Genomic DNA, 22,540 nt, shown 5'->3' on the forward strand with positions numbered 1-22,540 from the left:
CGAACATACGATGGGCTGGAACCGGCGCGTACGGCGGCTCGCCGTGCCGCTTCCCGGAGCACTCGGGGTGGAGACCGTATGGCGCAGCCCGTCGAGACCGCGCGGACCGTCATCCTGACCGTGGACGACGACCCGGGCGTCTCCCGTGCCATCGCGCGTGACCTGCGCCGCCGCTACGGCTCCGGGTACCGGATCGTGCGCGCGGAGTCCGGCGAGTCGGCTCTGGAGGCGCTGCGCGAGCTCAAGCTGCGGGGCGATCCGGTGGCGGTGATCCTCGCCGACTACCGCATGCCCCGTATGAGCGGCATCGAGTTCCTCGAACAGGCGCTGCACGTGTACCCGGGCGCGCGACGCGTGCTGCTGACCGCGTACGCCGACACGAACGCCGCCATCGACGCGATCAACGTGGTCGACCTCGACCACTACCTCCTCAAGCCCTGGGACCCGCCGGAGGAGAAGCTGTACCCGGTCCTGGACGATCTGCTCACGGCCTGGCGCTCCAGCGACTACCGCCCGGTCCCCGCCACCAAGGTGGTCGGGCACCGCTGGTCGGCGCGCTCCTCGCGGGTGCGGGAGTTCCTGGCCCGCAACCAGGTGCCGTACCGCTGGTACGCGTCCGACGAGCCGGAGGGGCTGCGGCTGCTGGCGGCGGCGGGCGCCGACGGGCGGCGGCTCCCCCTGGTGGTCACGCCGGAGGGCACCGCGCTGATCGAACCGGAGGCCGCCGAGCTGGCCGCCCACGTGGGGCTGGCGACGACGCCGGCCGCCGAGTTCTACGACCTCGTGGTCATCGGCGGCGGCCCGGCCGGGCTGGGCGCGGCGGTGTACGGGGCTTCCGAGGGGCTGCGCACCGTGCTGGTCGAGCGGTCGGCGACCGGTGGGCAGGCCGGGCAGAGTTCCCGCATCGAGAACTACCTGGGCTTCCCGGACGGTGTGTCGGGTGCGCAGCTCACGGAACGCGCCCGCCGCCAGGCCGCCCGCTTCGGCGCCGAGCTCCTCACGGCGCGCGAGGTCACGGGCCTGGAGGTCAGCGGTCCGGCGCGGGTGGTCCGCTTCTCCGACGGCTCGGCGGTCGCCGCGCACAGCGTCATCCTGGCGACCGGTGTCACCTACCGGCAGCTGGGCGCGCCGGGCTGCGAGGGCCTGACCGGCTGCGGGGTGTACTACGGGTCCTCGCTGACGGAGGCGTCCTCCTGCCTGGGGCAGGACGTGTACGTGGTCGGCGGTGCCAACTCGGCGGGGCAGGCGGCGGTGTACCTGGCGCGCGGCGCGAAGTCGGTGACCCTGCTGGTACGCGGGGAGTCGCTGACGGCGTCCATGTCGTACTACCTCGTCCAGCAGATCGAGGACACGCCGAACATCACGGTGCGGACCCGGACCGTCGTCGAGGAGGCGCACGGCGACGGGCACCTGGAGCAGCTGACGCTGCGGGACGTGGACAGCGGAGCGAGCGAACGCGTGGACTGTCCGTGGCTGTTCGTCTTCATCGGCGCGGCCCCGCTGACCGACTGGCTGGAGGGGACGGTGCTGCGTGACGAGCACGGCTTCATCCTGGCCGGGCCTGACCTCACACCGGACGGCCGGCCGCCGGCCGAGTGGGCGCTGGACCGCCCGCCCTACCACCTGGAGACCAACGTTCCCGGTGTGTTCGTGGCCGGTGACGCGCGCGCCCGGTCGGCGAAGCGCGTCGCGTCCGCCGTCGGAGAGGGTGCCATGGCCGTGATGCTGGTGCACCGGTATCTGGAGCAGTCGTGAACGGGCAGGGCGGCGGGCTGGTGATGCCCTGCGCGCCGCACGAGATCGCGTCCCTGTTCCTGTTCGAGGAGCTGTCCCCGGAGCAGCTCGGCCGGCTGTGCCGCGAGGGGCGGGTGGAACGGTTCGAAGCCGGCCCGGTGTACACCGAGGGCGAGCCCGCCGCCTGCTTCTACGTGATGATCGAGGGCACCGTCGTCCTGTCGCGGCGGGTCGGCGGTGACGACGTCGAGGTGAGCCGCACCTCGCAGCGCGGGGTGTACGCGGGAGCGATGCAGGCCTATCTGGGTGACCGGGTGCCCCAGACGTACGTCAACTCCATGCGGGTGACGGAGCCGACGCGGTTCTTCGTACTGCCGGCCCAGTCGTTCGCGGACATCATGCGGGAGTGGTTCCCGATGGCGGCGCACCTGCTGGAGGGGCTGTTCTTCGGTTCGAGGAACACCCAGCGGGCCATCGGGCAGCGTGAACGGCTGCTGGCACTCGGTTCGTTGTCCGCCGGGCTCACCCACGAGCTGAACAACCCCGCCGCGGCGGCCGTGCGGGCCACCGCGGCGCTGCGGGAGCGGGTCGGCAAGATGCGGCACAAGCTGGCCCACATCTCCCAGGGGCAGTACGCGCGGGAGGCGATCGCCGACCTCATCGAGATACAGGAGCGGACCGTCGAACGCGTCGCGAAGGCACCGGCGCTGAGCCCGATGGAGGCCTCCGACCGGGAGGAGGAGCTGGCCGACTGGCTGGAGGACCACGGCTTCCCGGACGGGTGGCGGGTGGCACCGGCCTTCGTACAGGCCGGGCTGGACACCGACTGGCTGGAGCAGGTCGCGGCGGCCGTGGCCGGGGAGCTGCTGCCGGCGGCGATCGGCTGGCTCAACTACACGGTCGAGACCGAGCTGCTGATGGACGAGATCGACGACTCCGTGACCCGCATCTCCCACCTCGTGGACGCGGCCAAGCAGTACGCGCAGCTCGACCGGGCCCCGCACCGGGTGGTCGACGTCCACGAACTCCTCGACAGCACCCTGCTGATGCTGTCCGGCAAGATCGGGCCCGGGGTGCGGGTGGTCAAGGACTACGACCGCTCCGTGCCGGACGTGCCCGCCTACCCGGCGGAGCTCAACCAGGTATGGACCAACCTCATCGACAACGCCGTGTCCGCGATCGCGGACACCGGCGGCGACGGCACCCTGACGGTCCGTACCGCGAGGGAGGGCGACCGGCTGCTGGTGGAGTTCCGCGACACCGGCCCGGGAATCCCCCCGGAGATCCGCAGCCGCATCTACGACCCCTTCTTCACCACCAAACCGGTCGGCGAGGGCACCGGGCTCGGCCTGGACATCTCCTGGCGGATCGTGGTCAACAAGCACCACGGCAGCCTCCAGGTGGAATCCGTCCCCGGTGACACCCGTTTCCAGGTGCTGCTGCCGCTGACCGCACCCGACACCCCCGAGGAGACCGTATGACCGGGATCGACGGAATCGACCCTGCCGTCCCGCCCTCCGGCACCGGCTGCGTCGAATGCCAGGCGGTGGACGGCTGGTGGTTCCATCTGCGCCGCTGTGCCCAGTGCGGGCACATCGGCTGCTGCGACTCCTCACCGGCGCAGCACGCCACCGCCCACTGGAAGGCCACCGGCCATCCCCTGGTGCAGAGCTTCGAACCGGGCGAGGACTGGTTCTGGAACTTCGAAACGAACTCCCTGTACGAGGGCGGGCCCGCGCTGGCCCCGCCGACGGAACACCCGCCGACCCAGCCGGTCCCCGGCCCGGCCGACCGTCTCCCCCAGGACTGGACGACACGGCTCCACCGCTGACGGGCCCCCGGGGGAGGCGGGGTGAGGGACGGTCGTCGTCCCGCCGACGGGCCCGGGAACCGCTGGGGGGCCAGTGGGCGCCGGGGGCTTGGGGCCGGGCCGGGTCCGCGGGGAGGCATGGACGCGGCCGCGGGCCGTGCCTGCGGCGGGACGACGGAGCGGTGCCGTCTCGGCGGCCCGCAGGCCGCGGCCCCGGGAAGGGGGGCCGCCTGCGGTCGCCAGCCGCGGTGGTGGCCGGTCTGGCGAGACGTGCCGCCGTCATGGACGCGTGTGTCCCCGATTCCCGGGCCCAAACCCCTCCCCTTGGCGAGGAGTTCGGCCAGGCGCCGGGAAACTGCCCGGGCGGCTCCCTCCTCACCCCGCCGCACCCGCCCCAGCGCCCGAGTAGCCGAAGCGGTCGGTGCCCGGCGTCAGGAGCACCAGCAGCTGCGCCCCTGCTCCGGGGCGGCGCCGAAGGCGTGCACGGTGCCCGGCGGGGCCGCCACGAGGCCGCCTTTCGGCACCGTCTCGGCGCGTTCCCCGCCGGCGCCGTACAGCAGGGAGCGTGCGGCGCCGCCCATGACGAAGAACGCCTCCCTCGAGCGGCGTGGTGATGGGGGCCGGCGCCCACGGTTCCGGCGGGCAGGGGGAGCCGGTTGACGCCCAGGGCGCCCCCCGGTGTCGGAGGCATCGGCGAGCGGCCGGAAGCCGCCCCGCCGGGCAGTGCGATGTGCTCGGCGTCCTCGGGCCGTACGACGAACGGCTCCAACGGCCCGCGCGGGGGCCCCGCTTCACCACCCTGCCCGAGACCCTTGTTTCCATCGCCTCGGCCGCCGAGCCCTCGTGGACGGTGTTCTACGAGGTGACCGGCCTGCCCGACTTCCCCGGGGTCACGGCGCGGCCCCTCGCCGGGCCCGGGCTGACCACCTGGCCGGCGGTCCCGGACGGCCCGCCCGGGCCGGCGCTGCGCGGACTGCTCGCGGCGCCGGCCGGGCAGGCCCCGCCCCCCGGCAGGGCCGGTGTCAACCGCGGTCGTCACGCCGGCCGGGGTGCGGCGCGGGACCGGGGGCCGGGGCGGGGGCGGCCCGGCGGCGGGTCAGGCGGTGCCACCAGTGGTGGCGGCGCGGGTGCACGGCCCGGCCCATCCGGCGGCCCAGGAGGAGATAGCCCAGCAGCGCGCCGGCGGTGTTGAGGAGGAGGTCGTCCACGTCGAAGGCGCGGCCGGTGACCAGGGCGCCCTGGATGAGTTCCACGAGGGTCATCACGACGGCCGTCACCGCCGCCACCCTCAGCAGCCCGCGCGCCTGGGGAAGCAGGACCGGGAGCAGCACCCCGAAGGGAACGCCCAGCAGGACGTTCCCGCCGAGCTGCTCGGCGGCCTCCCTGAAGGACGCGCCGTCGAGGTACGGGCCGATCGAGGCGCCCGGGCGGGTGTTGCTGTGCGCGATCCCGGCCGAGGCGGCCGAGGGCTCCAGGGTGATGCGCGCCAGGGCCAGGCTGAACAGGACGGTCCCGGCGAAGGCGGCCAGCATCGCGAGGGCCCGTAACACCGGGCGGGCGGGGGGCCGGAGCGGGAGGACGGACTCCCGCGCCCCCGCCGCCCGTTCAGCCCGCGCGGCCCGCTCCGCCCGTTCCGCCCGTTCTGCCCGCTTCTCCCCGCGCCCCGCCCGTTCCGGCCGCTGCCTCCGCTTCGGCCGGCGCAACGCGGCTAGCCTTCCGCGTACGTCCATGGACCGCTCCCTCCTCCGTGACCCGCTCCTGCCGTGCAGGCCCGTGTACCCCGGTGCGGGGTGCCGACGCGTTCCGCGCCGGCGGACGGCGGTACTGTGAATCGGTCGTCTCCGTCAAGAGATGGACCGCCGGGAGGCCGCGGACTCATCGCCGCACCGGGACCCGGCCCACCCGGCCGGGCGTCAGCCGCGGGGCCGGAGCGCCGGTCCGGCCGGACGGCGTACCCGTGGTCGTGGCACCGGACGGACATCCGCCCGCCGGGGGTGGCGTTCACGCCCTTGATGATCACGCTGGTGCCGGTGTCCGCCTCCCGGGGGACCGGCCCCCGGGTTCGCCGTTCCGCTCATGTTGGCCGAAACCCGGGCTCCCTGGCGCCTGCCGCCCTGACCTAGCCTGCGGACCGGACCGGGACCGATATCGGGGGGGACGCACGTGACGCAGGAGCCGCAGGCGCACGGGCAGGACGGGGCGGACGCCGGCCTCGACACGGTGGTCTGGGGTCGTTGCCGCGCGGGGACCGGCTGGTTCTGGATGGCCCGCCACACCGCGTGGGACGGCTCCGTACGGCGCGCCGCGCACGGGTGGAGCGGGAATCAGGACGACGCGATGCGCGCGGGGGCGGCCGCGGCCCGGGACCTGGCGGCCGGCACCCGCGCGCAGGTGTTCCTGCGGCACCGGGCCGCCGAGTGCGCGTTGCAGGTGCTGCTGGAGGACGGCAGCGCCCCGGCCGGCCGGGAACCGGCGTGCGCACGGCTCGACGCGTCGCCCGCCGCCGCCCGGTGTCCCGTCAGGTGCCGGCCGGGGCCGCCGCCCGGGAGATGACCACGTCGAGCAGGGCCAGCAGCGAGTCGCGGGCCTCCCTGCGGGACCGGGCGTCCAGCAGGAGGACGGGGGTGGCGGGGTCCCTCAGGTGCAGTGCGGCGGCGATCTCCGCGGGGGTGTACGGCTGTTCGCCGTGGAAGCAGTTCGCGCCGACGACGAACGGCAGTCCCCGGCTCTCGAAGAAGTCGATCGCCGGGAAGCCCCGGTCCAGGCGCCGGGTGTCGACGAGCACGAGTGCCCCCAGGGCCCCGTGGAGCAGGTCGTCCCACATGAACCAGAACCGCTCCTGGCCGGGGGTGCCGAACAGGTAGAGGACGACTCCGGCGTCGGCGAGGGTGATCCGGCCGAAGTCCATCGCGACGGTGGTCAGTGTCTTGGACTCGATGCCGTCGAGGTCGTCCACGCCGATTCCCGCGCTCGTGAGGCGTTCCTCCGTACGCAGCGGCTCGATCTCGGAGACCGATTCGACCAGGGTCGTCTTGCCGACTCCGAATCCGCCGGCGATGAGGATCTTGACGGGGGACGCTCCTGGGGTGGCGAAAGCGTCGGGAGTGTCATATCCGGGCAAGGTTGTCCCTGATTTTCATGAGCAGGTGGACGTTAGTGGTCTCGGCGCCCTCCAGGGGCGGCCGGTGGTGGACCAGCCCGCGGTCCACGAGCTCGCCCAGGAGGAGCGTCATCGGTGTGAGGCGCATGTGCATGCGAGCGGCGACCTCGGCGACCGCCAGTCCGCCCGGCCGCGCGCACATGGTGAGGACGGCCCGCCATTCGGTGGCCAGTCCGGTGTGGGCGTCGTCCGCGGCGACCGCCGCCACGATGGTGGTGTCCATGGTGAGGGCGGTCTGCGGGGCGGCGGCCGTACGGCCGTCGGTCAGCGCGTACAGCCGTGTCCGGCGGGGGCTTCGGCGCTGCGGCTCCTCGGGCATTACGCGGTCGGCGGGGACGTGCGCTCGGGGGTTCCCAGCCACTCGCCGAGTGCCTGCGCGGTCCGTACGGCCTCACCGCCCAGTTCTCCGAGCCGTGCCTTGCGGGAGGTCACCACGATGAGCGTGCTGCCTTCTCCGCATCCGACGACGCAGAGGTACCGGTCGTCCATCTCCACCAGCTGCCGGATGACCCGGCCGCCGTCGATCTCCCTGGATATCGCCTTCATGGTGGCGGCTATGCCGGAGGACGCGGCCGCGATGCGCTCGGCCCGGTCCCGGTCCAGCAGGTAGGCGCTCAGCTTGATCCCGTCGTTGGAGAGGAGCACGGCTCCTTCGATGCCGGCGATCCTGCTCAGGTTGTTGTCCAGGATGCCGTAGATCATCTCACTGGCTGTCGTCGTCATGGCTGATCCGCTCCGAGCTCTGCTTCCACTTTCCTGGTCCCCTCTTCGTAGTCCGCCCAGGCGTCGGCCACCTCTTCCGGTGTCGCCGCGTCCCGGCCGGTGTCGGGCTCCGGGGCTCGGGGCCCTCGGAGCTGCCGGGTGAGATGGGTCTGCGGGACGCGCTCGGGCAGGGCGGGCCGGGCGTCGGCCGGCCCTGCCGAACCGGCGGGCCGCGGCCGTCCGGGCCGCGGGGGTACGGGCACCGGGGCCGACGGGGCGCCGGCGTCCGGTGCGGGCTCGCGTACCGGCAGGCGTACGGGGGCGGGCACGGCGGCCGGCGCCTGGTGCCGCTCGGGCAGCGGTTCGGGCTCCCCCGGCGCGGGGGCGTGCCCGTGCCGCTCGTCCCCCGGGGTGGCGGGCGCCAGCAGAGCGCTCGGCAGGATCACCACGGCCGCGGTCCCCCCGTACACGGAGCGCCGCAGCGTGACCCGGGCCTCGAGCTGGTCGGCGAGGTGGCCCACGACGAAGAGGCCGAGCCGGTGCGCGTTCTCGGCGAGGACGGAGTACGGCGGTGCCGAGTGCAGGCGCTCGTTCATGGCCTCGTACCCGGCCGGCGAGACGCGCGGTCCGCGGTCCTCGATCTCGACGGAGAGTCCGTCGGCCACGAGTTCGGCGCGGACCACCACCTTCGACCGCGGCGGCGAGAACCTGGTCGCGTTGTCCAGGAGCTCCGCCAGCAGGTGGCTGATCTGGCTGATCGCGTGCGGCCGCACGCTCGCCTCGTCCAGCGCCTGGCGTTCGATCCGGCGGAAGTCCTCGACCTCCGCGGCGGCCTCGCGCAGCAGGTCGGCGACGCGCATGGGCTCGGTGTGCGGGTCGGGGACCTCGCCGCCGGCGAGGATGAGCAGGTTCTCGATCTGGCGCCGCATCCCCACCGTCAGCTGGTCGGATCGCATCAACTGGGCCAGGAGCGCCTCGTCGTGGCCGAAGGTGTCCTGGATGTCCTCGGTCAGGCTCAGCTGCCTGCTGACCAGGTTCCCGGCGCGCGCGGCGATGCCGGAGGCGAACAGGCCGAAGCCGTGGCGTTCGGCGGCGAGCTGCCGGTGCCCGTCGACGGACACGGCGACCACCCGGGCGAAGGCGTCGGCGATCTGCCCGACCTCGTCCTCGCGCCCGCGCACCGCCGGCAGCGCCTGCGTGCCGACTGCTTCTCCGCGCTGGAGCCGGGCCACCACATCGGGCAGCGTCTCCTCGGCGATGGCGACGGTACGGGTGTGCAGGCGGCCGAGCCGCCGCAGGACGGACCGCGTGGTGAGGACGACGACCGCGGTGACCAGCAGCAGGGTGGCGCCGCTGGCGCCGACCAGCCAGTAGACCTCGGTCTCCAGCGCGGTGGCCTTGGCGTCGGCGCGGGCGAGTACGCTCCGGGCCCGGTCGGTGTTGAGTTCGGCCAGCCGCGGTGCGAACGCGTGGTGTGCGGCGGGCCAGTCGGCGACGTCGGCCGGGAGCTTGGCGCCGGTCGCGGTGTCCTTGTGGTTGGCGACGACCGCGTTCTCGACGCGGAGCTTGGTCTGCCAGGCCTCGGAGGCGGTGAGCTTGTTGAACGAGTCGAGTTCGGCGGGCGGGAGGTACGGCACGATCCAGGTGTCGTACAGGTACCGGTGGGTGCCGACGGCGTTGAGGAAGTCGGAGAAGCCGGTGGCCGCCAGCTCACGGGAGGGGCCGGCCAGGGCGAGGGCGGTGTCCTCGCGCGCGACCATCTCGGTGGCGGAGAACAGGGCGACGGCGGGCCTGCTCTCCTGGGCGAGTTCGGCGTCCTCGGCGTGGCTGAATTCCTCCTGGTAGGCGCGGATGATGTCGTCGATCACACCGGTGTAGTAGCCGACCGCCTGTTCGGCACTGCCGTTGTGGGCGTCGACGCGTTTGCGGTACGAGGCCAGGAGGTCGAGCCGCCCGGTCACGGTGGCGAGGTGTCCCCCGCCCGGCCCGGACCGCTGCGTCGCGTCCTCGCCGGCGCCGCCCGAGAGCCGTCGGAGCTCCGCCGCGGCGCGGTCCGTCGCGGCCCGCCTCTCGCGCAGGGCGTCATCGGCCACGGACGAGCCCGACCAGCGCGCGGCCGTCACCGCGCGCTCGGCCTGCAGCTCGGTCATCAGCCTGACCAGCGGCATTCCGGTCCGCTGGCCGGCCTTCACATCGGCTCGCAGGTGCTCCGACTGGGCCAGCAGCCGCTGGGCGGTCACCGTGACCTGGGCACCCATCGCCACGGTCGGTACGACGGCCATGCAGACCAGCAGCGTGCGCAGGCGTACGGTGCGGCGGCGCCGGACGGGCGGCGGGCTCGGTGGTCCATCGGGTGCCATCGCAGACATCGGTCCTCGGGAGCGGCGGAGAGGGGGACGGGCCTGAACGAGGGCGTGCGGGAACGGCCTGCACGGCCCTGCGGGGTGAGGATGCCGATCATATCCAGCCAGTCCGAATAATCGGAGACCTTACTTCCAAGCCTTTGCGTGGTAGAAGCGCGGCAGCGGCGATCGTGGCGTCCGCGGTCGTGGCATGGGGGACGGCCCGGGGGGAAGGCTGGTCGCGATCGGTACGGGTCGTCTCCGAAGGAGCGTGGTGGCATGCGCGGTTTGACGTTTGTCGTGGGTACGGGCCGCAGTGGGTCGACCGCACTGTCGGGCATCGTCAACACGCATCCGGATGTGCTCAGCCTGAACGAGCTGCTGTCGTCCGTGCAGAGCCGGGGCTTCCCCGAAGGCGTCCTCGCCGGTGGCGAGTTCTGGCGGCTGCTGGCCGACCCGAATCCGGTCTTCGAGCGGATGATCCGCAGCGGGGTGCCGATGCCGGAGTTCCTCTACACGCGCCGTCCCGGACGCTTCGCGACCGCGACCACCGGTATCCCCGCCCTGTCGCTGATGGTGCTCCCGCACCTGACCGACGACCCGGACGGCCTGTTCGACGAGCTGGAGAAGGAGGTGCGCGGCTGGCCGGCCCGCACCGCCGCCGGCCATTACGAGGCACTGTTCGGCCTGCTGTGCGCCCGGACCGGGGCCACGGCCGTGGTGGAGCGGTCGGGCTATTCGTCGGACCGGGTTCCGCTGTTGCGCCGGGTCTTCCCGCGGGCCCGCTTCGTCCACCTGTTCAGGGACGGGCCCGACTGCGCGCTGTCCATGAGCAGGCACACGGGCTACCGGCTGATCTTCCTGCTGCGGGACGTCCTCGCCCGGACGGGAGCCGCGCGCGTGGAGGACCTGACGGAGGAGCAGGTCCGCTCCCTGCCGCCCGAGCTGTCGCAGCTGCTAGCCGAGCGTTTCGACTCCGCGTTGGTGCTGGGCCGCGAGCTGCCGTCGGCGGGGTTCGCGGCGCTGTGGTCCGAGATCGTCGTACGGGGCGTGGCGCACCTCGGCGAGGTGCCCGCGCCCCTGCGGACCACGCTCTCCTACGAGGACCTCCTCGACCGGCCCCGCGAGGAGCTCACGCGGCTGGCCCGCTTCATCGGCGTCGAGCCGCTCCCCCAGTGGCTCGACGCGGGCGCGGCCCGGCTGGACGCCGGCCGGCGGGGCGCCTCGCTGCGCCTGCCTCCGGCTGAACTCGCCGCCCTGCGGGAGGGTTGCGCTCCGGGCACGCGCGCGCTGGAGGGCAGCCGGGGGTAGCGGATGCGGGCGTGGCCGGCCCGCCGTGTCAGGGCCGGGCGGGCAGGCGGTGGAGGACGACGTCGCGCAGCGTCCCGTCCTCGGCGGTGAGGGTCAGGAAGGTGTGGTGCGGCTGGCGCCGGCGGTCGGTCGGCGAGCCGGGATTGAGCAGGCGGAGCCCGCCCGGGGCCGTGGAGTCCCATGGGATGTGGCTGTGTCCGAACACCAGGACGTCGGCGTCGGGGAAGCGGGCGGCGCAGCGCCGCTCGCGTCCGGCCGCCGGACCGGTCTCGTGGACGACCGCGAAGCGCAGGCCGCCGAGCTCCGCGCGGGCGATCTCGGGGAGCCTGGCGCGCAGCGCGGGGCCGTCGTTGTTGCCGTGGACGGCGATCAGGCGGCGCGACCTCGACTCCAGCAGGTCGAGGGTGGCTTCGTCGGTCCAGTCCCCGGCGTGGATCACCACGTCGGCGTCGTCGACGGCTGTCAGCAGGGCTTCGGGCAGGCGTCTGGCCCGCGCCGGTACGTGCGTGTCCGAGGTCAGCAGGAGCCTCACGCGCCCACGGTACGCGCCGCACCGCCCGGCGCCCGGTCGTCGGCGCGGCCGTGCGGGTGGTTCCGGCCGGTCCGGTGCCGCGCCGCGACGCCCTGACCGCCGTGCCGTGAGCGCGTACGGGAACCCCCTGGCGCCGGCCGGTGGCGCCCGGGGGCCTGCGTGCCCGCGGGGCGGTCAGGGCCGCGGCGCCGGCGGTGTCCAGCCCGGGTCGCGTCCGCTCAGGCCGACCGTCCGGTCCAGCAGCGGCGCGTCGTCCGGTACGGCGACGACCGGGCCGAAGATGCCGTCGCCGCGGTCGTCCTCCTGGGCGGCCTCGAGCAGGAAGGCGTGCGAGGCCCGCAGCGCGGACGGGTCGGGGGCGTACTCCTGGCCGGTGGCCCGGGCCAGGTCCCAGCCGTGGACGACCAGTTCGTCGACCGTCACGGCGGCCGCGACGGCGCCGGGCAGGTCCACGCCGCCCGCGCGGGTCATCCCGGTCCACGCGGCGGGATCCCGCCAGGCCCGCGCCAGTTCGTCCAGATCCCCCGGCAGCCGCTCGCGCCAGTCGGCGGGCAGCCCGGGCGCGGAGGCGTCCGGGGGCGTGTCGGTCGTGGGACCGAGGTCCTTGCGGGCGGCGTCGCGGAAGGCCACGGTCAGGCCCGCGAGGTGGCCCAGCAGGTCCCTGACCGCGTACCCGGGGCACGGGGTGGGGCCGGTGAGCCGGGCCTCGGGGACGCCGGTGACGAGACGGGCCACGACGGCCGCCTGCGGTCCGAGATCGAGCATCTCCGTGCCGGTCATCCTGCGCTCCCTCCGGGGCGATCACCTGCGAAGGGTAGACCCGCGCCCGGGCCCCGGCTCATCGGACATGCCCGCGGACGGCCGGCTTCCGCGCGGACGGGCGGTCGCGCGGGGCGACCGCGTCCACGCGGATCACGGACCGCCGGGTACGTCACCCGGGGCGCCGGCGTCCGGGGCGGGGGCCGGGCCCGTACGGCGGAAGGCGGCCCGGTAGGTGCTCGGGCGGTGGCCGGTGTGGCGGGCGAAGAGGGCGGCGAAGGTACCGGCGTCCCGGTAGCCGACGGCGGCGGCCACGGCGGCGACGGTGTGGTCGGTGGTCTCCAGCAGGCGGCGGGCGCGGCGGACCCGGGAGGCCTGCAGATGGGCCAGCGGGGTGCGTCCGGTTTCGGCGGCGAAGCGGCGCAGCAGGGTGCGGGTGCTGACGCGGAAGGCGTCCGCGAGCGCGGTGAGGTCATAGGGCCGGGCCAGGTTCTGGTCGAGCCGGCGCATCACCCGCTGGGAGAACTCCCGGCCCGGCTGCGGCAGGAGGTCCGGGTCGACGTACGGCGTCTGGGAGGTCCGCGTGTCGCCGAGGAGCGCCACCCGGGCGGTGGTGCGGGCCACCCGGGGGCCGTCGTGCCGGCGGATCAGGTCCAGCGCGAAGTCGTACATGGCGCTGAAGGCGGCCGTGGTCGTCACGCCCGCGTCGGTGACGACCAGCAGCTCGGGCCGCACGTCGGCGGCCGGGCAGCGGCTGGCCAGTTCGCCTGCGTGCAGCCAGGAGGTGGTGGCCCGGCGCCGGTCGAGGAGCCCGGCCTCGGCGAGCAGGAACGCGCCGACGCAGAGGGAGACGACTGCGGTGCCGGCGGCGGCCCGCGTCCGGATCGCCGCGACCTCGGGGGCGAGCCCGCCGAGCCGCGCGTCGAGGTCCGCGCCCGGGGGCAGTTCGAAGCCGGGCACCACGAGGACATCGACCTCGCGCAGGGGCTGCACGTCCAGGTTCGCGCCGCCCGAGGCGGTGACCCGGCGGCGGGGCGAGACGACCGACACCCGGTAGCCGGGTGCGTCCGGTCCGGCGACGTGCCCGGCCATCGTCAGCAGGTCGGGGACGCCGAACACCTCGGACGCGAAGCAGCCCGGGTACGCCAGGACCCCGACCCGCAGCGCGACGCCCGGTCCCCCGCCGTCCCGCTGCTGCCGCGGCGCGTCCGGCGCCGCTCGGTCCCGCTGCTGCCGCACCGTCTGCGCCATCGTTCCCGTCCCTCCCCGTGTACGCGGCCCCGCGCCGGCGTCCGCGTACCGGTCTCCTCCCCCACGCGTGGCGAGATTACCCGCGGTCCCGGCGATCCCGCCCCTCCCCCGGCGGCCGGTCCGGGGGCGAGTCTGGCCCCATGAGCGACGACGATCCGATCACCGACTTCACCCGCCTTAGCGTGGCCGTGGAGGGGGTGGAGAAGACGGTGTACGTGGCCGGGGCGGGGCCCAGCGTCGTGGTGCTGCCCGAGATGCCGGGGATCAGCCCCGACGTCCTGCGGCTGGCGCGCTGGGTGCGGGACGCGGGCTTCACCGTCCACGTGCCCTCCCTGTTCGGCAAGGACGGTGCCTTCCCCACCGTCGAGGGCGGCCGGGAGGTCGTCCGCCGCGCCTGTGTCAGTGCGGAGTTCCGTGCCTTCGCCGGCGGCGGCACCAGCCCGGTGACGCTCTGGCTGCGCGGCCTGGCGCGCCGGGTGCACGCCGCGTGCGGCGGGCCGGGGGTGGGTGCCATCGGGCTGTGCTTCACCGGCAACTTCGCCCTCACCATGGCCCTGGAGCCGGCGGTGATCGCCCCGGTGGTCAACCACCCGTCGCTGCCGCTCGACGACCCCGGCGGCCTCGAACTCGACGCGGCGGACGCGCTCGCGGTGCGCGACCGGCTCGACCGCGACGGGCTCACGGTCCTCGCGTACCGCTTCGCGGGCGACCGCTGGTGCACGGGGCAGCGCTTCGCCGCCTACCGTGCGCTGCTCGGCGACTCCTTCGACGGGCGCGTCCTTGCGGACACCGCCGCCAACCCCGCCCCGCCGCCCTTCTTCGCCGACCTGGTCGGCACCCCGCACAGCGTCGTCACCGCCCATCTCGTCGACGAGGCCGGCCACCCCACGGTCCGGGCCCGCGACGAGATCCTGGCGTTCCTCACCGACCGCCTCTACCCGCAGGACGGAACGCTCCCGCCGCCCTCCGGCCGGCCCGGGCCGGAAAACCGGTAGGAGGGTCGCCGCCCGTTGACTAGGGTGGGGCGCACCGTGACAGGACGTGAGGAGGTGACACCCATGAAGGCTGTATCGACGTGGGTGCTCCCACCTTCCGTCACGGTGGACGACTGACTCAGGTGTCGTCGGGAGCGCCTCTGCAACCAGGCACTCCTGAAAGGCGACACCTATGAACTCAGTGATGGTCGACCGGGTGACCGAGTCCCAGTGGCGGGCGGTGGCCGACGGCCGGACCGTGGGCCACGGCGATGTCTCGCGGCGGCCCGACGGGCGGCTCTTCGTCAGCATCGACGTATGGCAGGACGCCGCCTTCGGCCGGCTCGCCGCCGCGATGTTGGAGGACCTGCCTGCCCCTCTCCACACGCTGGTCGGCGAGGCCGACCCCGGCCTGCGTTCCCGGTGGGAGCGGGCGGGCTTCACCGCCGCACGCCGCGAGGGGGAGTACGTCCTGTCCACCGATCCGCGCGAAACGGGGCTCGACACCCTGCGGGCACCTGACGGTGTGACGATCCTGCCGGGTGAGGAAGCGGACGAAGGCCTGCTGGTGGCGCTGGACCTCGCGATCCGCGAGGAGGTCGAGGCCGGCGCCGGATGGCGGACCATGCCGGCCGAGGTACTGCCCCTCTCGGCCGGGCCGGTGCCGCTGGACCCGTCGCGGTACACGGTGGCGGTTTGCGACGGCGCGTACGTGGGGCTGGTACGGGTCGCCCCGGTTCCCCGCCGGGCGCGGATTGGACTGGTCGCGGTGCGGGCCGGTCAGCGCCGCCGGGGCGTCGGCCGGGCCCTGCTGGCGCAGGCGCTGGGCTCGTTGCACCGCTCCGGGACCGGCTCGGCCTGGGCGGAGGCCGACGAATCCAACACCGCCGCGCTCGCGCTGCTCGAGCACCTCGGCGCCCGGCGGACCAGCGGCATCGTGGAGCTGGTGCGCACCTGACGTCATGCCGGAGCCCACCGGCCCCCCATCCACATCCACGTCCACATCCAGATTCACATCCCGATCCGAGGAAAGAGGGACATTGACTCGAACGTCCAAAGGCCTGGAAGTCGAGGGCACCGTCATGGAATGCCTGCGCAACGCCACCTTCAAGGTGGAGCTGCAGAACGGGCACCAGGTGCTCGCGCACATCAGCGGGAAGATCCGCAAGAATTACATCAGGATCCTCCCCTTCGACCGGGTGCTCGTCGAAGTCAGCACGTATGACCTGACCCGCGGCAGGATCCTGTACCGGTACCGGACCTGAGCGGCGTGAGGCGTGCGCCCGGGCCCGCCCCGGGCGCACGCCTCGGCCGGCGCCGCGCGAGCCGGTTCCGACCCAACTCGCCCTGGATTGAGCCGTGTTGCGATGCGGTGGCACCGTGAAGAGCCGGGGCCGCGGCTCTTGTCGTGCCGTCCGCGTTCCCCAATGATGCTTCCGGCGCACCCGCCGGCCCGGCCGGGATCCGCGCTCCGTCGAACCCCGACCCGCCGGAGGCCCGCTGTGCGGACGAGTCATCACGTCCGGAGATCGTTCGTCACCGTCGGCGCCGCTCTCGCGCTGGTGGTCGCCGTGCCTCAGGTGGCCTTCGCGGCTCCGCCCCCGGCGCTGCCCGCCAACGCCGAGGCCATGGAGTCGGCCTTCCAGCCGGCGTACGACTACGACACGGACGGCTGCTACCCGACGCCCGCCATCGGGCCGACCGGGGTGCTGAACGGCGGCCTCAGCCCCACGGGGGCACTCAACGGCAACTGTCACGACGCCTCGGACCTCGCCAACACCAACGGCTACTCCCGCTCGGCGTGCAACAACGGCTGGTGCGTCGTGGTGTACGCGCTGTACTTCGAGAAGGACCAGGCCATTCCCGGCATCAGCCTCGGCGGCCACCGCCACGACTGGGAACACGTCGCGGTGTGGATCCAGGACGGCGAGGCGAAGTACGTCGCCACTTCCGCCCACGGGGACTTCAACATCCACACGCGCGACCAGATCCGCTGGGACGGCACCCACCCCAAGATCGTGTACCACAAGGACGGCGCCGGTACGCACTGCTTCCGCCCGGCGAACTCCAACGACGAGCCGCCCGAGAACCACTTGCGCGCCTGGCAGTTCCCCGCCCTGGTCGGGTGGTCGGGCTACCCCGCGACGCTCCGCGACAAGCTCAGCCAGGCGGACTTCGGCAGTGCCCACTTCGGCCTGAAGGACGGTTCCTTCTCCGCCCACCTCGCGGAGGCCAAACCGGCGGGCATCCCCTTCGACCCCAACCAGTGGGCGGGCAGCAGGGGATGACGGCGCCGCCGTGCGTTCAACGGGGAGGGAAGCCGTCCCGGGCGAGGGCGTAGACGGTGCAGGGCCGGCCGAGGACCGTGTCCTCGCGGAGACGGGTGAATCCGAGGCGCCGGGCGACGGTGGTGGAGGCGGTGTTGCCGTGATGGATCATGGCGGTGATCTGCTGGAGGCGCAGGGTCCCGAAGCCCCATTCCAGAACCGCCCGGGCCGCTTCCGTGGCGTAGCCGTGCCCCCAGTGCGCCCGGGCGAGGGTCCAGCCGACCTCGGTCTCGCCGAACTCCTCCCACCAGTTCAGACCGCATCGTCCGATCGCCTCGCCGGTGCCGCGCAGTTCGACGGCGCACAGTCCGTGGCCGCGCTGTTCCCACTGCCGCTGTATCGCGGCCAGGCGCGCCGCCGCTTGCTCCGGGGTGTAGCTTCCGACGAACCGGCTGACCTCCTCGTCGGCGTGGAGGTTCACCCACCATGCGGTGTCGGCGTCGGTGAGGGGGCGCAGCCGGAGGCGTTCCGTGGTGATCACTGTCGTTCGGTCCTCAAGATCGTTGGGTCGCCTTGACGTAACAGAGTGAGTTACGACAAGGGGAGAGGGAGGCCGGTCCCGCGGGACCGGCCCGGAGGTCGTACGGCCGCTCAGGTTCGGGCGATCGTCGCCCTCGCCACGTCGGCGACGGTGACGGCGGCCAGTTCGGCCCTCATCGACTCCTCCGCGCGGTCGTACACCTCTCGCAGCACGGACGGGACGGCCCGCCCGACGGGGCACTCCTGGTTGGGCGGCGAGGAGTGCAGGGCGATGAGGGGCTCCGGCTCGACGGCGAGGTAGACGTCCCTCAGGGTGATCGATTCCGGAGCGCGGGCCAGCCGCCAGCCCGCGCCCTGCCCGCGCTGCGACTCCACCAGTCCGGCGTCACGCAGGCTCCCGAGGGCGCGGCGGATGACGACGGGATTGGTGTTGACGCTGGTGGCGATCTGCTCGGACGTCACGATCCCGCCGGAGCGCCCGGGGCAGAACCGCGCCATCCAGGCCAGCGCGTGCGTGGCCACGGTCATGCGGCTGCTCGTCCCCATGAGACCTCCCGTGCCCGGAGCCGTCGGCGCCTGTGTCGCAACCAATTCTGTTACGACACAGGTTCCGTGTCCAGCCCCACCGGAGGCGCCACGACCGGCTCGCAGCGGCCGGCAGGGACGACGGAGGTCAGCCGGCGCCCTGCTCGTCGACGATGTCGCAGTCGGTGTAGGCGGTCGGCCGGGTCATCAGCGCCGAGAGCGCCTGGGCCAGCTCGCTGGTCTCGGGGGCGTTGCTGTTCGCCGTGGCCGCCTCATGGGATTCGAAGTGGACCACCGCGAGGTAGCGGTTGGGGTTGGCGCGGTCCTTGAGCAGGGTACGGGCGACGGGCGCGTTACCGCGCCCCTGCGTGCGGGCCCGCTCCTCGTAGGCGCGCAGCAGGTCGCGCACCTCGTCGATGCGTTCCGTCTCGAAGTCGATGATCTGCGCGAACTTCATGTCTGCGGTTCCTCCCGGGGCAGAGGGGCCTCTCAGGTGGCCTCCTGCTCCCAGCAAACACCGTCCCGCGCGGGGCACCCGGTTCACACGCTCGACGCCGCGGGCGAATGCACGAGATCGGCGGGGTCCGGGGCACTCCCGGGATGCCGGATGACCGGATACCGGATGACCGGGCGCGGATGCGGGTGCGCATGCCGAAACGACGCGGAACCGCTGCGTTTTGCGCCCCGGCGGCGCCCGGGCCACCCTCGGAAGGGTGTGGCGCCGCCGCGCGCCGCCGCCCGAGGGAGGAGCCACCCCATGGCAGGTGACGAGCGGGAACGCGGGACGCGCCGGGCGGCCCGCCGCGTCGCGAGGGTGACGAGCCATGACGGGTGGTGACCTGTGCCTGGTCACCGGTGCGACCGGCTACATCGGCGGCCGCCTGGTGCCCGAGCTCCTCGACGCCGGATACCGGGTCCGGGCGCTGGCCCGCTCACCCGAACGGCTGCGCGACCATCCCTGGGCCGACCGCGCCCAGGTGGTGCGCGGCGATGTCACCGATCCGGACTCGCTGGACGCCGCCCTGCGCGGGGTGGACGTCGCCTACTACCTGGTGCACGCCCTCAGCGCCGGCCCCGGTTTCGAGGAGCGCGACCGGGCCGCGGCCCGTCTCTTCGCCGAGCGGGCCCGGCTGGCCGGCGTACGGCGCATCGTCTACCTCGGCGGCCTCATCCCCGGTGGGGCGTCCCCCGAACGGCTCTCGCCGCACCTGCGCTCCCGCGCCGAGGTGGGCCGGATCCTGCTGGACTCCGGCGTCCCGTGCACCGTGCTGCGGGCCGCCGTGGTCATCGGCTCGGGGTCGGCCTCCTTCGAGATGCTGCGGTACCTGACGGAACGGCTGCCGGTCATGGTCACGCCGAGCTGGGTGGGCACCCGGGTGCAGCCCATCGCCATCCGTGACGTGCTCCGCTACCTCGTCGGGAGCGCCGGCATGCCGCCCGAGGTCAGCCGGATCTTCGACATCGGTGGCCCGGACGTCCTCACGTACGAGGAGATGATGCAGCGCTACGCCGCCGTCGCCGAGCTCCCGCGGCGGCGGATCCTGCGCGTGCCCATGCTGAGCCCGGGGCTCTCCAGCCTCTGGATCGGCCTGGTGACGCCGGTCCCCCGGGCTCTGGCCCGTCCGCTGGCGGAGTCCCTGCGCCACGAGGTGGTGTGCGGGGAGCACGACATCGCCCGCTGGGTACCGGACCCGCCCGGCGCTCCGCTGGCCTTCGACCGGGCGTTGGCCTTCGCCCTCCAGCGGGTCCGGGAGGCGCAGGTGAGCACCCGGTGGTCCTCCGCCTCCCTGCCCGGCGCCCCCAGCGATCCGCTGCCCACCGACCCCGGCTGGGCCGGCGGCAGCCTGTACACCGACCAGCGCGGGGTCGAGGTGGCGGCCCCGCCCGCCGCGCTGTGGCAGGTGGTGGAGGGCATCGGCGGTGAGCACGGCTGGTACTCCTTCCCACTGGCCTGGGCCGTCCGCGGCTGGCTGGACCGGCTGGCCGGCGGTGCCGGGATCCGCCGCGGCCGCCGCGACGCCGCCCGGCTCCGGGTGGGCGACGCGCTCGACTTCTGGCGGGTCGAGGAGATCGAGCCGGGCCGGCTGCTCCGGCTGCGCGCCGAGATGCGGGTGCCCGGCCTGGCCTGGCTGGAGATGTACGCGGAACCCGACCCGGTGCACGAGGGCCGGTCCCGCTACCGGCAGCGCGCCCTCTTCCACCCGCACGGCCTGCTGGGCCACCTGTACTGGTGGGCCGTGAGTCCCTTCCACGCGGCGGTGTTCGGCGGCATGGCCCGCAACATCGCCCGCGCGGCCGAACAGTCCGGCGCCCTTCCCGGGACGCCCGCCCGGCCGCTCCGCGGGTAGCCGGGTCATCGCCGGGTCCGGCCGGCCGCGGCAGGGTGGTCCCGTCGGGGACGACCGCCGTCACCTGCCGCCCAGGAAGGAGCGGGCCGGGACGAAGACCTCGTGCCCGGTCGGGAAGCGGACCCGTACCCCGGACTCCGTCCAGGTCGTGGATTCGACGCCCTTGGCGCCCAGGGCTGTGTCGACGTCCAGCCAGTGCCCGTAGGACACGCCGGGAGACCTGCCGATCACCATCCTGTAGGACTCCCGTCCGGACAGGCTGTGCTGGTGCACCAGCGTCAGGAAGTGGGGCGACCCGTCGGAGTAGGCGATGGCGGAGGGGGCGGTACTGCGGTACGTCACCTCGGTCCGGGGCCACCACAGGACCGTCAGGACGACGGCCGTCAGCACGACGCCCGCCGCACCGCCCAGGAGCAGCCTGCCGAGGGCGGGCGTGCGGCGGGCCGGCGTGGTCGGGCCGGGTCGGTCGGGGATGGACGTGGTGATGGCGCTCTCCAGGTTCGACGCTGCTCCGCACCGGTCGGCCGGAGATGGTTCCGCCGGGAGGACGCAGAACCGGGGGCGGTCGGTTGTGGGCGGGCCGGGGGGATGCCGGGAGCGGTGGCCATCGGGCGGAGTGCCGCTTCGGCCGGCGGGGCGGCGGGCCGGGCCCCGCCGGCGGCCCGCCGCCGCCGACGGCCACCTCGCCGCCCACCTCGCGGCCGCTTCACCGCCCGGGTTGGGCCGCCCGGAGCCGGGACAGGAGCGCTTCCTGGCCGGCCGTGCCTTCCCGGATGGCCGCCGCCCGGTCCATCCGCCCCCAGCCCGCGCCGCTCTCGGCGTTCACCTCTTCCCTGGCGTCCCGGATCCCGTAATGCGCGAACAACTGCTGCTCCTCCGCCACCGAGAGGACGCTGCCGCAGTCCAGCGCCGCGCAGGGGGCCCGTTCGATCAGGGAGACGGCGTACGGCAGCACCAGACGCTGGTCCTCCAGTTCCGCGTGGCGCAACGGGACGAAGACGCCTCCCAGCCCGGAGGCCCGGTCGGTGATCCGGACCCATTCGGGCCTGCCGGTGGTGTCGTCCACCAGGACGTAGTCCACCCCGCCCACCCGCTGGCCCTGGTCCGTGTACGCCGTACACCCGACCATGGCCGTCACCTGCTCCTGCGTGATCATCGTTTCCCCTTGTCTTCGCGCCGTGCGCTGCTGTCACCGCCCGGCTACCCGTACTCGGCCCGGCGAAGCGGACGAATCCGCTCCGTCCGGTGTGCGGGCAACGGCAGACCGCGTCACGCGCTGTCCTGCGGAGGGGTGGGATGCAGGCCGCGGCCCGCCGCCGGGCCGGCCAGGGAGGTGGGGGAAAGGGTGGCGGGTTCTTCTCCCGGCTCCAGCAGGGTGTCGGCGGCGCCGACGATCAGGGGGTCGGGGCGGCCGACGGCCCGGTCGTCCTTGTTGTCGTAGTCGACGCGCCACAGCAGGTAGCGCATCGCCGCCAGCCGGGCCCGCCGTTTGTCGTTGCTCTTGACCACCGTCCACGGCGCCTCGGCGGTGTCGGTCGCGCGGAACATCTCCACCTTGGCGACGGTGTACGCGTCCCACCGGTCCAGCGAGGCGAGGTCGGTCGGGGACAGTTTCCACTGGCGCACCGGATCGACCTGCCTGATCGCGAAACGGGTGCGCTGCTCCGCGCGGGAGACCGAGAACCAGAACTTGACCAGCAGCATGCCGTCCTCGACCAGCATGGCTTCGAACTCCGGGCACTGCCGCAGGAAGAGGGCGTGCTCCTCCTCCGTGCAGAAGCCCATGACCTTCTCGACGCCCGAGCGGTTGTACCAGGAACGGTCGAAGAAGACGATCTCTCCCTTGGCCGGGAGGTGGGAGATGTACCGCTGGAAGTACCACTGCCCCGCCTCCCGCTCGGTCGGCTTGTCGAGGGCGACGATCCGAGCGCCCCGGGGGTTGAGCCGTTCGGTGAACCGCTGGATGGTTCCGCCCTTGCCCGCGGCGTCCCTGCCTTCGCAGATCACCACCAGCCGCGCCCCTGAGGCCTTCACCCAGCGTTGCAGCTTCAGCAGCTCGATCTGCAGGACCCGCTTCGTCCTTTCGTACTCCTTCCGGCCGATCTTGCGCTCGTAGGGGTAGTTCTCGCGCCATGTGCGGATGGGAGCGCCGTCCGCCTCCAGCAGCACGGGCTGTTCCGGCTGGCTCGTGTCCACGCGCAAGCCCGCGAGCAAATCATCGGCCTTCGGTTCGTTCCGCATACCGTCCATGTCCCGTACCTACCCGGCAACGGCGCCCTCACGTG

The 22,540-nt window shown here is 73.8% G+C and carries 25 protein-coding genes; 10 read left to right on the forward strand and 15 right to left on the reverse strand.

Translation table 11 applies throughout. The annotated features are described in order from the left end of the window. Positions 1–78 precede the first annotated feature (78 nt). From ACFY7H_RS22605 to ACFY7H_RS22615, 3 genes are read left to right on the forward strand one after another with little or no spacing between them, the layout of a single operon-like run. A complete protein-coding gene (locus tag ACFY7H_RS22605) occupies positions 79–1,755 on the forward strand; it encodes an FAD-dependent oxidoreductase (RefSeq protein WP_388940576.1) in 1,677 nt (558 codons plus the stop codon). Between the two features lie 23 nt (positions 1,756–1,778). Next, on the forward strand, positions 1,779–3,215 hold the full coding sequence (locus tag ACFY7H_RS22610; RefSeq protein WP_388940735.1) for an ATP-binding protein: 1,437 nt from the start codon (positions 1,779–1,781) through the stop codon (positions 3,213–3,215). Further along, complete coding sequence (locus ACFY7H_RS22615; protein ID WP_388940577.1) at positions 3,212–3,565, forward strand: UBP-type zinc finger domain-containing protein; 354 nt, start codon at positions 3,212–3,214, stop codon at positions 3,563–3,565. Before ACFY7H_RS22610 ends, ACFY7H_RS22615 begins: the two co-directional genes overlap by 4 nt. A 410-nt stretch (positions 3,566–3,975) precedes the next feature. Here ACFY7H_RS22615 and ACFY7H_RS22620 read toward each other — a convergent pair whose 3' ends face one another. Both ACFY7H_RS22620 and ACFY7H_RS22625 read right to left on the reverse strand, forming a co-directional pair. Continuing rightward, on the reverse strand, positions 3,976–4,125 hold the full coding sequence (locus tag ACFY7H_RS22620) for a hypothetical protein (protein ID WP_388940578.1): 150 nt from the start codon (positions 4,123–4,125) through the stop codon (positions 3,976–3,978). Between the two features lie 441 nt (positions 4,126–4,566). Beyond that, the gene (locus tag ACFY7H_RS22625; protein ID WP_388940580.1) at positions 4,567–5,274 is read right to left on the reverse strand and encodes a VanZ family protein; all 708 of its coding nucleotides are present in this window, start codon (positions 5,272–5,274) and stop codon (positions 4,567–4,569) included. Between the two features lie 433 nt (positions 5,275–5,707). Here ACFY7H_RS22625 and ACFY7H_RS22630 point away from each other — a divergent pair, with 433 nt between their 5' ends. Further along, positions 5,708–6,097 (forward strand): hypothetical protein, encoded by a 390-nt coding sequence (locus tag ACFY7H_RS22630; protein ID WP_388940582.1) that lies wholly within the window; start codon positions 5,708–5,710, stop codon positions 6,095–6,097. Here the strand turns inward: ACFY7H_RS22630 and ACFY7H_RS22635 are convergent. Genes ACFY7H_RS22635 through ACFY7H_RS22650 form a run of 4 tightly spaced genes read right to left on the reverse strand, consistent with a single transcriptional unit; the run spans position 6,063 to position 9,766 of the window. Beyond that, complete coding sequence (locus ACFY7H_RS22635; protein WP_388940584.1) at positions 6,063–6,665, reverse strand: ATP/GTP-binding protein; 603 nt, start codon at positions 6,663–6,665, stop codon at positions 6,063–6,065. The two genes, ACFY7H_RS22630 and ACFY7H_RS22635, sit on opposite strands and share 35 nt — an antisense overlap. Further along, positions 6,652–7,023, reverse strand: a complete 372-nt coding sequence (locus tag ACFY7H_RS22640) for a DUF742 domain-containing protein (protein WP_388940585.1) — start codon at positions 7,021–7,023, stop codon at positions 6,652–6,654. Before ACFY7H_RS22640 ends, ACFY7H_RS22635 begins: the two co-directional genes overlap by 14 nt. Beyond that, entirely contained in the window at positions 7,023–7,427 is a 405-nt protein-coding gene (locus ACFY7H_RS22645) for a roadblock/LC7 domain-containing protein (protein WP_388940587.1), read from the reverse strand. Before ACFY7H_RS22645 ends, ACFY7H_RS22640 begins: the two co-directional genes overlap by 1 nt. After that, entirely contained in the window at positions 7,424–9,766 is a 2,343-nt protein-coding gene (locus ACFY7H_RS22650) for a nitrate- and nitrite sensing domain-containing protein (RefSeq protein WP_388940588.1), read from the reverse strand. The genes ACFY7H_RS22645 and ACFY7H_RS22650 overlap by 4 nt, the downstream gene beginning before the upstream one ends. Positions 9,767–10,027: 261 nt before the next feature. Here ACFY7H_RS22650 and ACFY7H_RS22655 point away from each other — a divergent pair, with 261 nt between their 5' ends. Continuing rightward, complete coding sequence (locus tag ACFY7H_RS22655) at positions 10,028–11,059, forward strand: sulfotransferase (RefSeq protein WP_388940589.1); 1,032 nt, start codon at positions 10,028–10,030, stop codon at positions 11,057–11,059. 28 nt (positions 11,060–11,087) lie between these two features. Here ACFY7H_RS22655 and ACFY7H_RS22660 read toward each other — a convergent pair whose 3' ends face one another. The 3 genes from ACFY7H_RS22660 to ACFY7H_RS22670 all read right to left on the reverse strand — a co-directional run bounded on the left by ACFY7H_RS22660 (position 11,088) and on the right by ACFY7H_RS22670 (position 13,601). Further along, complete coding sequence (locus ACFY7H_RS22660; protein WP_388940590.1) at positions 11,088–11,591, reverse strand: metallophosphoesterase family protein; 504 nt, start codon at positions 11,589–11,591, stop codon at positions 11,088–11,090. Between the two features lie 174 nt (positions 11,592–11,765). Next, complete coding sequence (locus ACFY7H_RS22665; RefSeq protein WP_388940591.1) at positions 11,766–12,371, reverse strand: TIGR03086 family metal-binding protein; 606 nt, start codon at positions 12,369–12,371, stop codon at positions 11,766–11,768. Between the two features lie 132 nt (positions 12,372–12,503). Then, the gene (locus ACFY7H_RS22670) at positions 12,504–13,601 is read right to left on the reverse strand and encodes a GlxA family transcriptional regulator (protein ID WP_388940593.1); all 1,098 of its coding nucleotides are present in this window, start codon (positions 13,599–13,601) and stop codon (positions 12,504–12,506) included. A 140-nt stretch (positions 13,602–13,741) separates the two neighbouring features. On the opposite strand from ACFY7H_RS22670, the gene ACFY7H_RS22675 reads away from it, so the two are divergent. The 4 genes from ACFY7H_RS22675 to ACFY7H_RS22690 all read left to right on the forward strand — a co-directional run bounded on the left by ACFY7H_RS22675 (position 13,742) and on the right by ACFY7H_RS22690 (position 16,863). Beyond that, complete coding sequence (locus ACFY7H_RS22675) at positions 13,742–14,596, forward strand: dienelactone hydrolase family protein (RefSeq protein WP_388940594.1); 855 nt, start codon at positions 13,742–13,744, stop codon at positions 14,594–14,596. A 172-nt stretch (positions 14,597–14,768) separates the two neighbouring features. Beyond that, positions 14,769–15,533, forward strand: a complete 765-nt coding sequence (locus tag ACFY7H_RS22680; protein ID WP_388940596.1) for a GNAT family N-acetyltransferase — start codon at positions 14,769–14,771, stop codon at positions 15,531–15,533. An 82-nt stretch (positions 15,534–15,615) separates the two neighbouring features. Beyond that, positions 15,616–15,840 (forward strand): translation initiation factor IF-1, encoded by a 225-nt coding sequence (gene infA, locus ACFY7H_RS22685; protein WP_388940598.1) that lies wholly within the window; start codon positions 15,616–15,618, stop codon positions 15,838–15,840. Between the two features lie 237 nt (positions 15,841–16,077). Next, positions 16,078–16,863, forward strand: a complete 786-nt coding sequence (locus ACFY7H_RS22690) for an NPP1 family protein (RefSeq protein WP_388940599.1) — start codon at positions 16,078–16,080, stop codon at positions 16,861–16,863. A 16-nt stretch (positions 16,864–16,879) separates the two neighbouring features. Here ACFY7H_RS22690 and ACFY7H_RS22695 read toward each other — a convergent pair whose 3' ends face one another. From ACFY7H_RS22695 to ACFY7H_RS22705, 3 genes are all read right to left on the reverse strand, one after another. After that, positions 16,880–17,383, reverse strand: a complete 504-nt coding sequence (locus ACFY7H_RS22695) for a GNAT family N-acetyltransferase (RefSeq protein WP_388940601.1) — start codon at positions 17,381–17,383, stop codon at positions 16,880–16,882. 110 nt (positions 17,384–17,493) lie between these two features. Continuing rightward, positions 17,494–17,928: an Rrf2 family transcriptional regulator gene (locus tag ACFY7H_RS22700; protein WP_388940602.1), complete on the reverse strand. Its 435-nt coding sequence runs from the start codon at positions 17,926–17,928 to the stop codon at positions 17,494–17,496. 127 nt (positions 17,929–18,055) lie between these two features. Continuing rightward, on the reverse strand, positions 18,056–18,364 hold the full coding sequence (locus ACFY7H_RS22705) for a hypothetical protein (protein ID WP_388940604.1): 309 nt from the start codon (positions 18,362–18,364) through the stop codon (positions 18,056–18,058). A 367-nt stretch (positions 18,365–18,731) separates the two neighbouring features. Between ACFY7H_RS22705 and ACFY7H_RS22710 the strand changes: the two genes are divergently transcribed. After that, entirely contained in the window at positions 18,732–20,255 is a 1,524-nt protein-coding gene (locus ACFY7H_RS22710) for an SDR family oxidoreductase (RefSeq protein WP_388940605.1), read from the forward strand. Between the two features lie 60 nt (positions 20,256–20,315). Here the strand turns inward: ACFY7H_RS22710 and ACFY7H_RS22715 are convergent, their stop codons facing one another. From ACFY7H_RS22715 to ppk2, 3 genes are all read right to left on the reverse strand, one after another. Then, entirely contained in the window at positions 20,316–20,645 is a 330-nt protein-coding gene (locus tag ACFY7H_RS22715; protein ID WP_388940607.1) for a hypothetical protein, read from the reverse strand. Between the two features lie 316 nt (positions 20,646–20,961). Continuing rightward, the gene (locus ACFY7H_RS22720; RefSeq protein ID WP_388940608.1) at positions 20,962–21,411 is read right to left on the reverse strand and encodes a PRC-barrel domain-containing protein; all 450 of its coding nucleotides are present in this window, start codon (positions 21,409–21,411) and stop codon (positions 20,962–20,964) included. A 113-nt stretch (positions 21,412–21,524) separates the two neighbouring features. Beyond that, on the reverse strand, positions 21,525–22,505 hold the full coding sequence (gene ppk2 / locus ACFY7H_RS22725; RefSeq protein WP_388940610.1) for a polyphosphate kinase 2: 981 nt from the start codon (positions 22,503–22,505) through the stop codon (positions 21,525–21,527). Positions 22,506–22,540 lie beyond the last annotated feature (35 nt).

The organism is Streptomyces sp. NPDC012794 (genome assembly GCF_042901085.1).
In the GTDB taxonomy this organism is placed as follows: Bacteria; Actinomycetota; Actinomycetes; order Streptomycetales; family Streptomycetaceae; genus Streptomyces.

Excerpts from the sequence above, each read along its gene's own strand:
- ACFY7H_RS22675 (WP_388940594.1), top strand. The coding sequence starts at position 13,742 with ATGAGCGACGACGATCCGATCACCGACTTCACCCGCCTTAGCGTGGCC.
- ACFY7H_RS22705 (WP_388940604.1), bottom strand. The coding sequence starts at position 18,364 with ATGAAGTTCGCGCAGATCATCGACTTCGAGACGGAACGCATCGACGAG.
- ACFY7H_RS22710 (WP_388940605.1), top strand. The coding sequence starts at position 18,732 with ATGACGGGTGGTGACCTGTGCCTGGTCACCGGTGCGACCGGCTACATC.
- ACFY7H_RS22650 (WP_388940588.1), bottom strand. The coding sequence starts at position 9,766 with ATGGCACCCGATGGACCACCGAGCCCGCCGCCCGTCCGGCGCCGCCGC.
- ACFY7H_RS22615 (WP_388940577.1), top strand. The coding sequence starts at position 3,212 with ATGACCGGGATCGACGGAATCGACCCTGCCGTCCCGCCCTCCGGCACC.
- ACFY7H_RS22670 (WP_388940593.1), bottom strand. The coding sequence starts at position 13,601 with ATGGCGCAGACGGTGCGGCAGCAGCGGGACCGAGCGGCGCCGGACGCG.
- ACFY7H_RS22610 (WP_388940735.1), top strand. The coding sequence starts at position 1,779 with ATGCCCTGCGCGCCGCACGAGATCGCGTCCCTGTTCCTGTTCGAGGAG.
- ACFY7H_RS22625 (WP_388940580.1), bottom strand. The coding sequence starts at position 5,274 with ATGGACGTACGCGGAAGGCTAGCCGCGTTGCGCCGGCCGAAGCGGAGG.
- ACFY7H_RS22640 (WP_388940585.1), bottom strand. The coding sequence starts at position 7,023 with ATGCCCGAGGAGCCGCAGCGCCGAAGCCCCCGCCGGACACGGCTGTAC.
- ACFY7H_RS22645 (WP_388940587.1), bottom strand. The coding sequence starts at position 7,427 with ATGACGACGACAGCCAGTGAGATGATCTACGGCATCCTGGACAACAAC.
- ACFY7H_RS22620 (WP_388940578.1), bottom strand. The coding sequence starts at position 4,125 with ATGGGCGGCGCCGCACGCTCCCTGCTGTACGGCGCCGGCGGGGAACGC.
- ppk2 (WP_388940610.1), bottom strand. The coding sequence starts at position 22,505 with ATGGACGGTATGCGGAACGAACCGAAGGCCGATGATTTGCTCGCGGGC.
- ACFY7H_RS22680 (WP_388940596.1), top strand. The coding sequence starts at position 14,769 with ATGAACTCAGTGATGGTCGACCGGGTGACCGAGTCCCAGTGGCGGGCG.
- ACFY7H_RS22720 (WP_388940608.1), bottom strand. The coding sequence starts at position 21,411 with ATGATCACGCAGGAGCAGGTGACGGCCATGGTCGGGTGTACGGCGTAC.
- ACFY7H_RS22605 (WP_388940576.1), top strand. The coding sequence starts at position 79 with ATGGCGCAGCCCGTCGAGACCGCGCGGACCGTCATCCTGACCGTGGAC.
- ACFY7H_RS22700 (WP_388940602.1), bottom strand. The coding sequence starts at position 17,928 with ATGGGGACGAGCAGCCGCATGACCGTGGCCACGCACGCGCTGGCCTGG.
- ACFY7H_RS22655 (WP_388940589.1), top strand. The coding sequence starts at position 10,028 with ATGCGCGGTTTGACGTTTGTCGTGGGTACGGGCCGCAGTGGGTCGACC.
- ACFY7H_RS22665 (WP_388940591.1), bottom strand. The coding sequence starts at position 12,371 with ATGACCGGCACGGAGATGCTCGATCTCGGACCGCAGGCGGCCGTCGTG.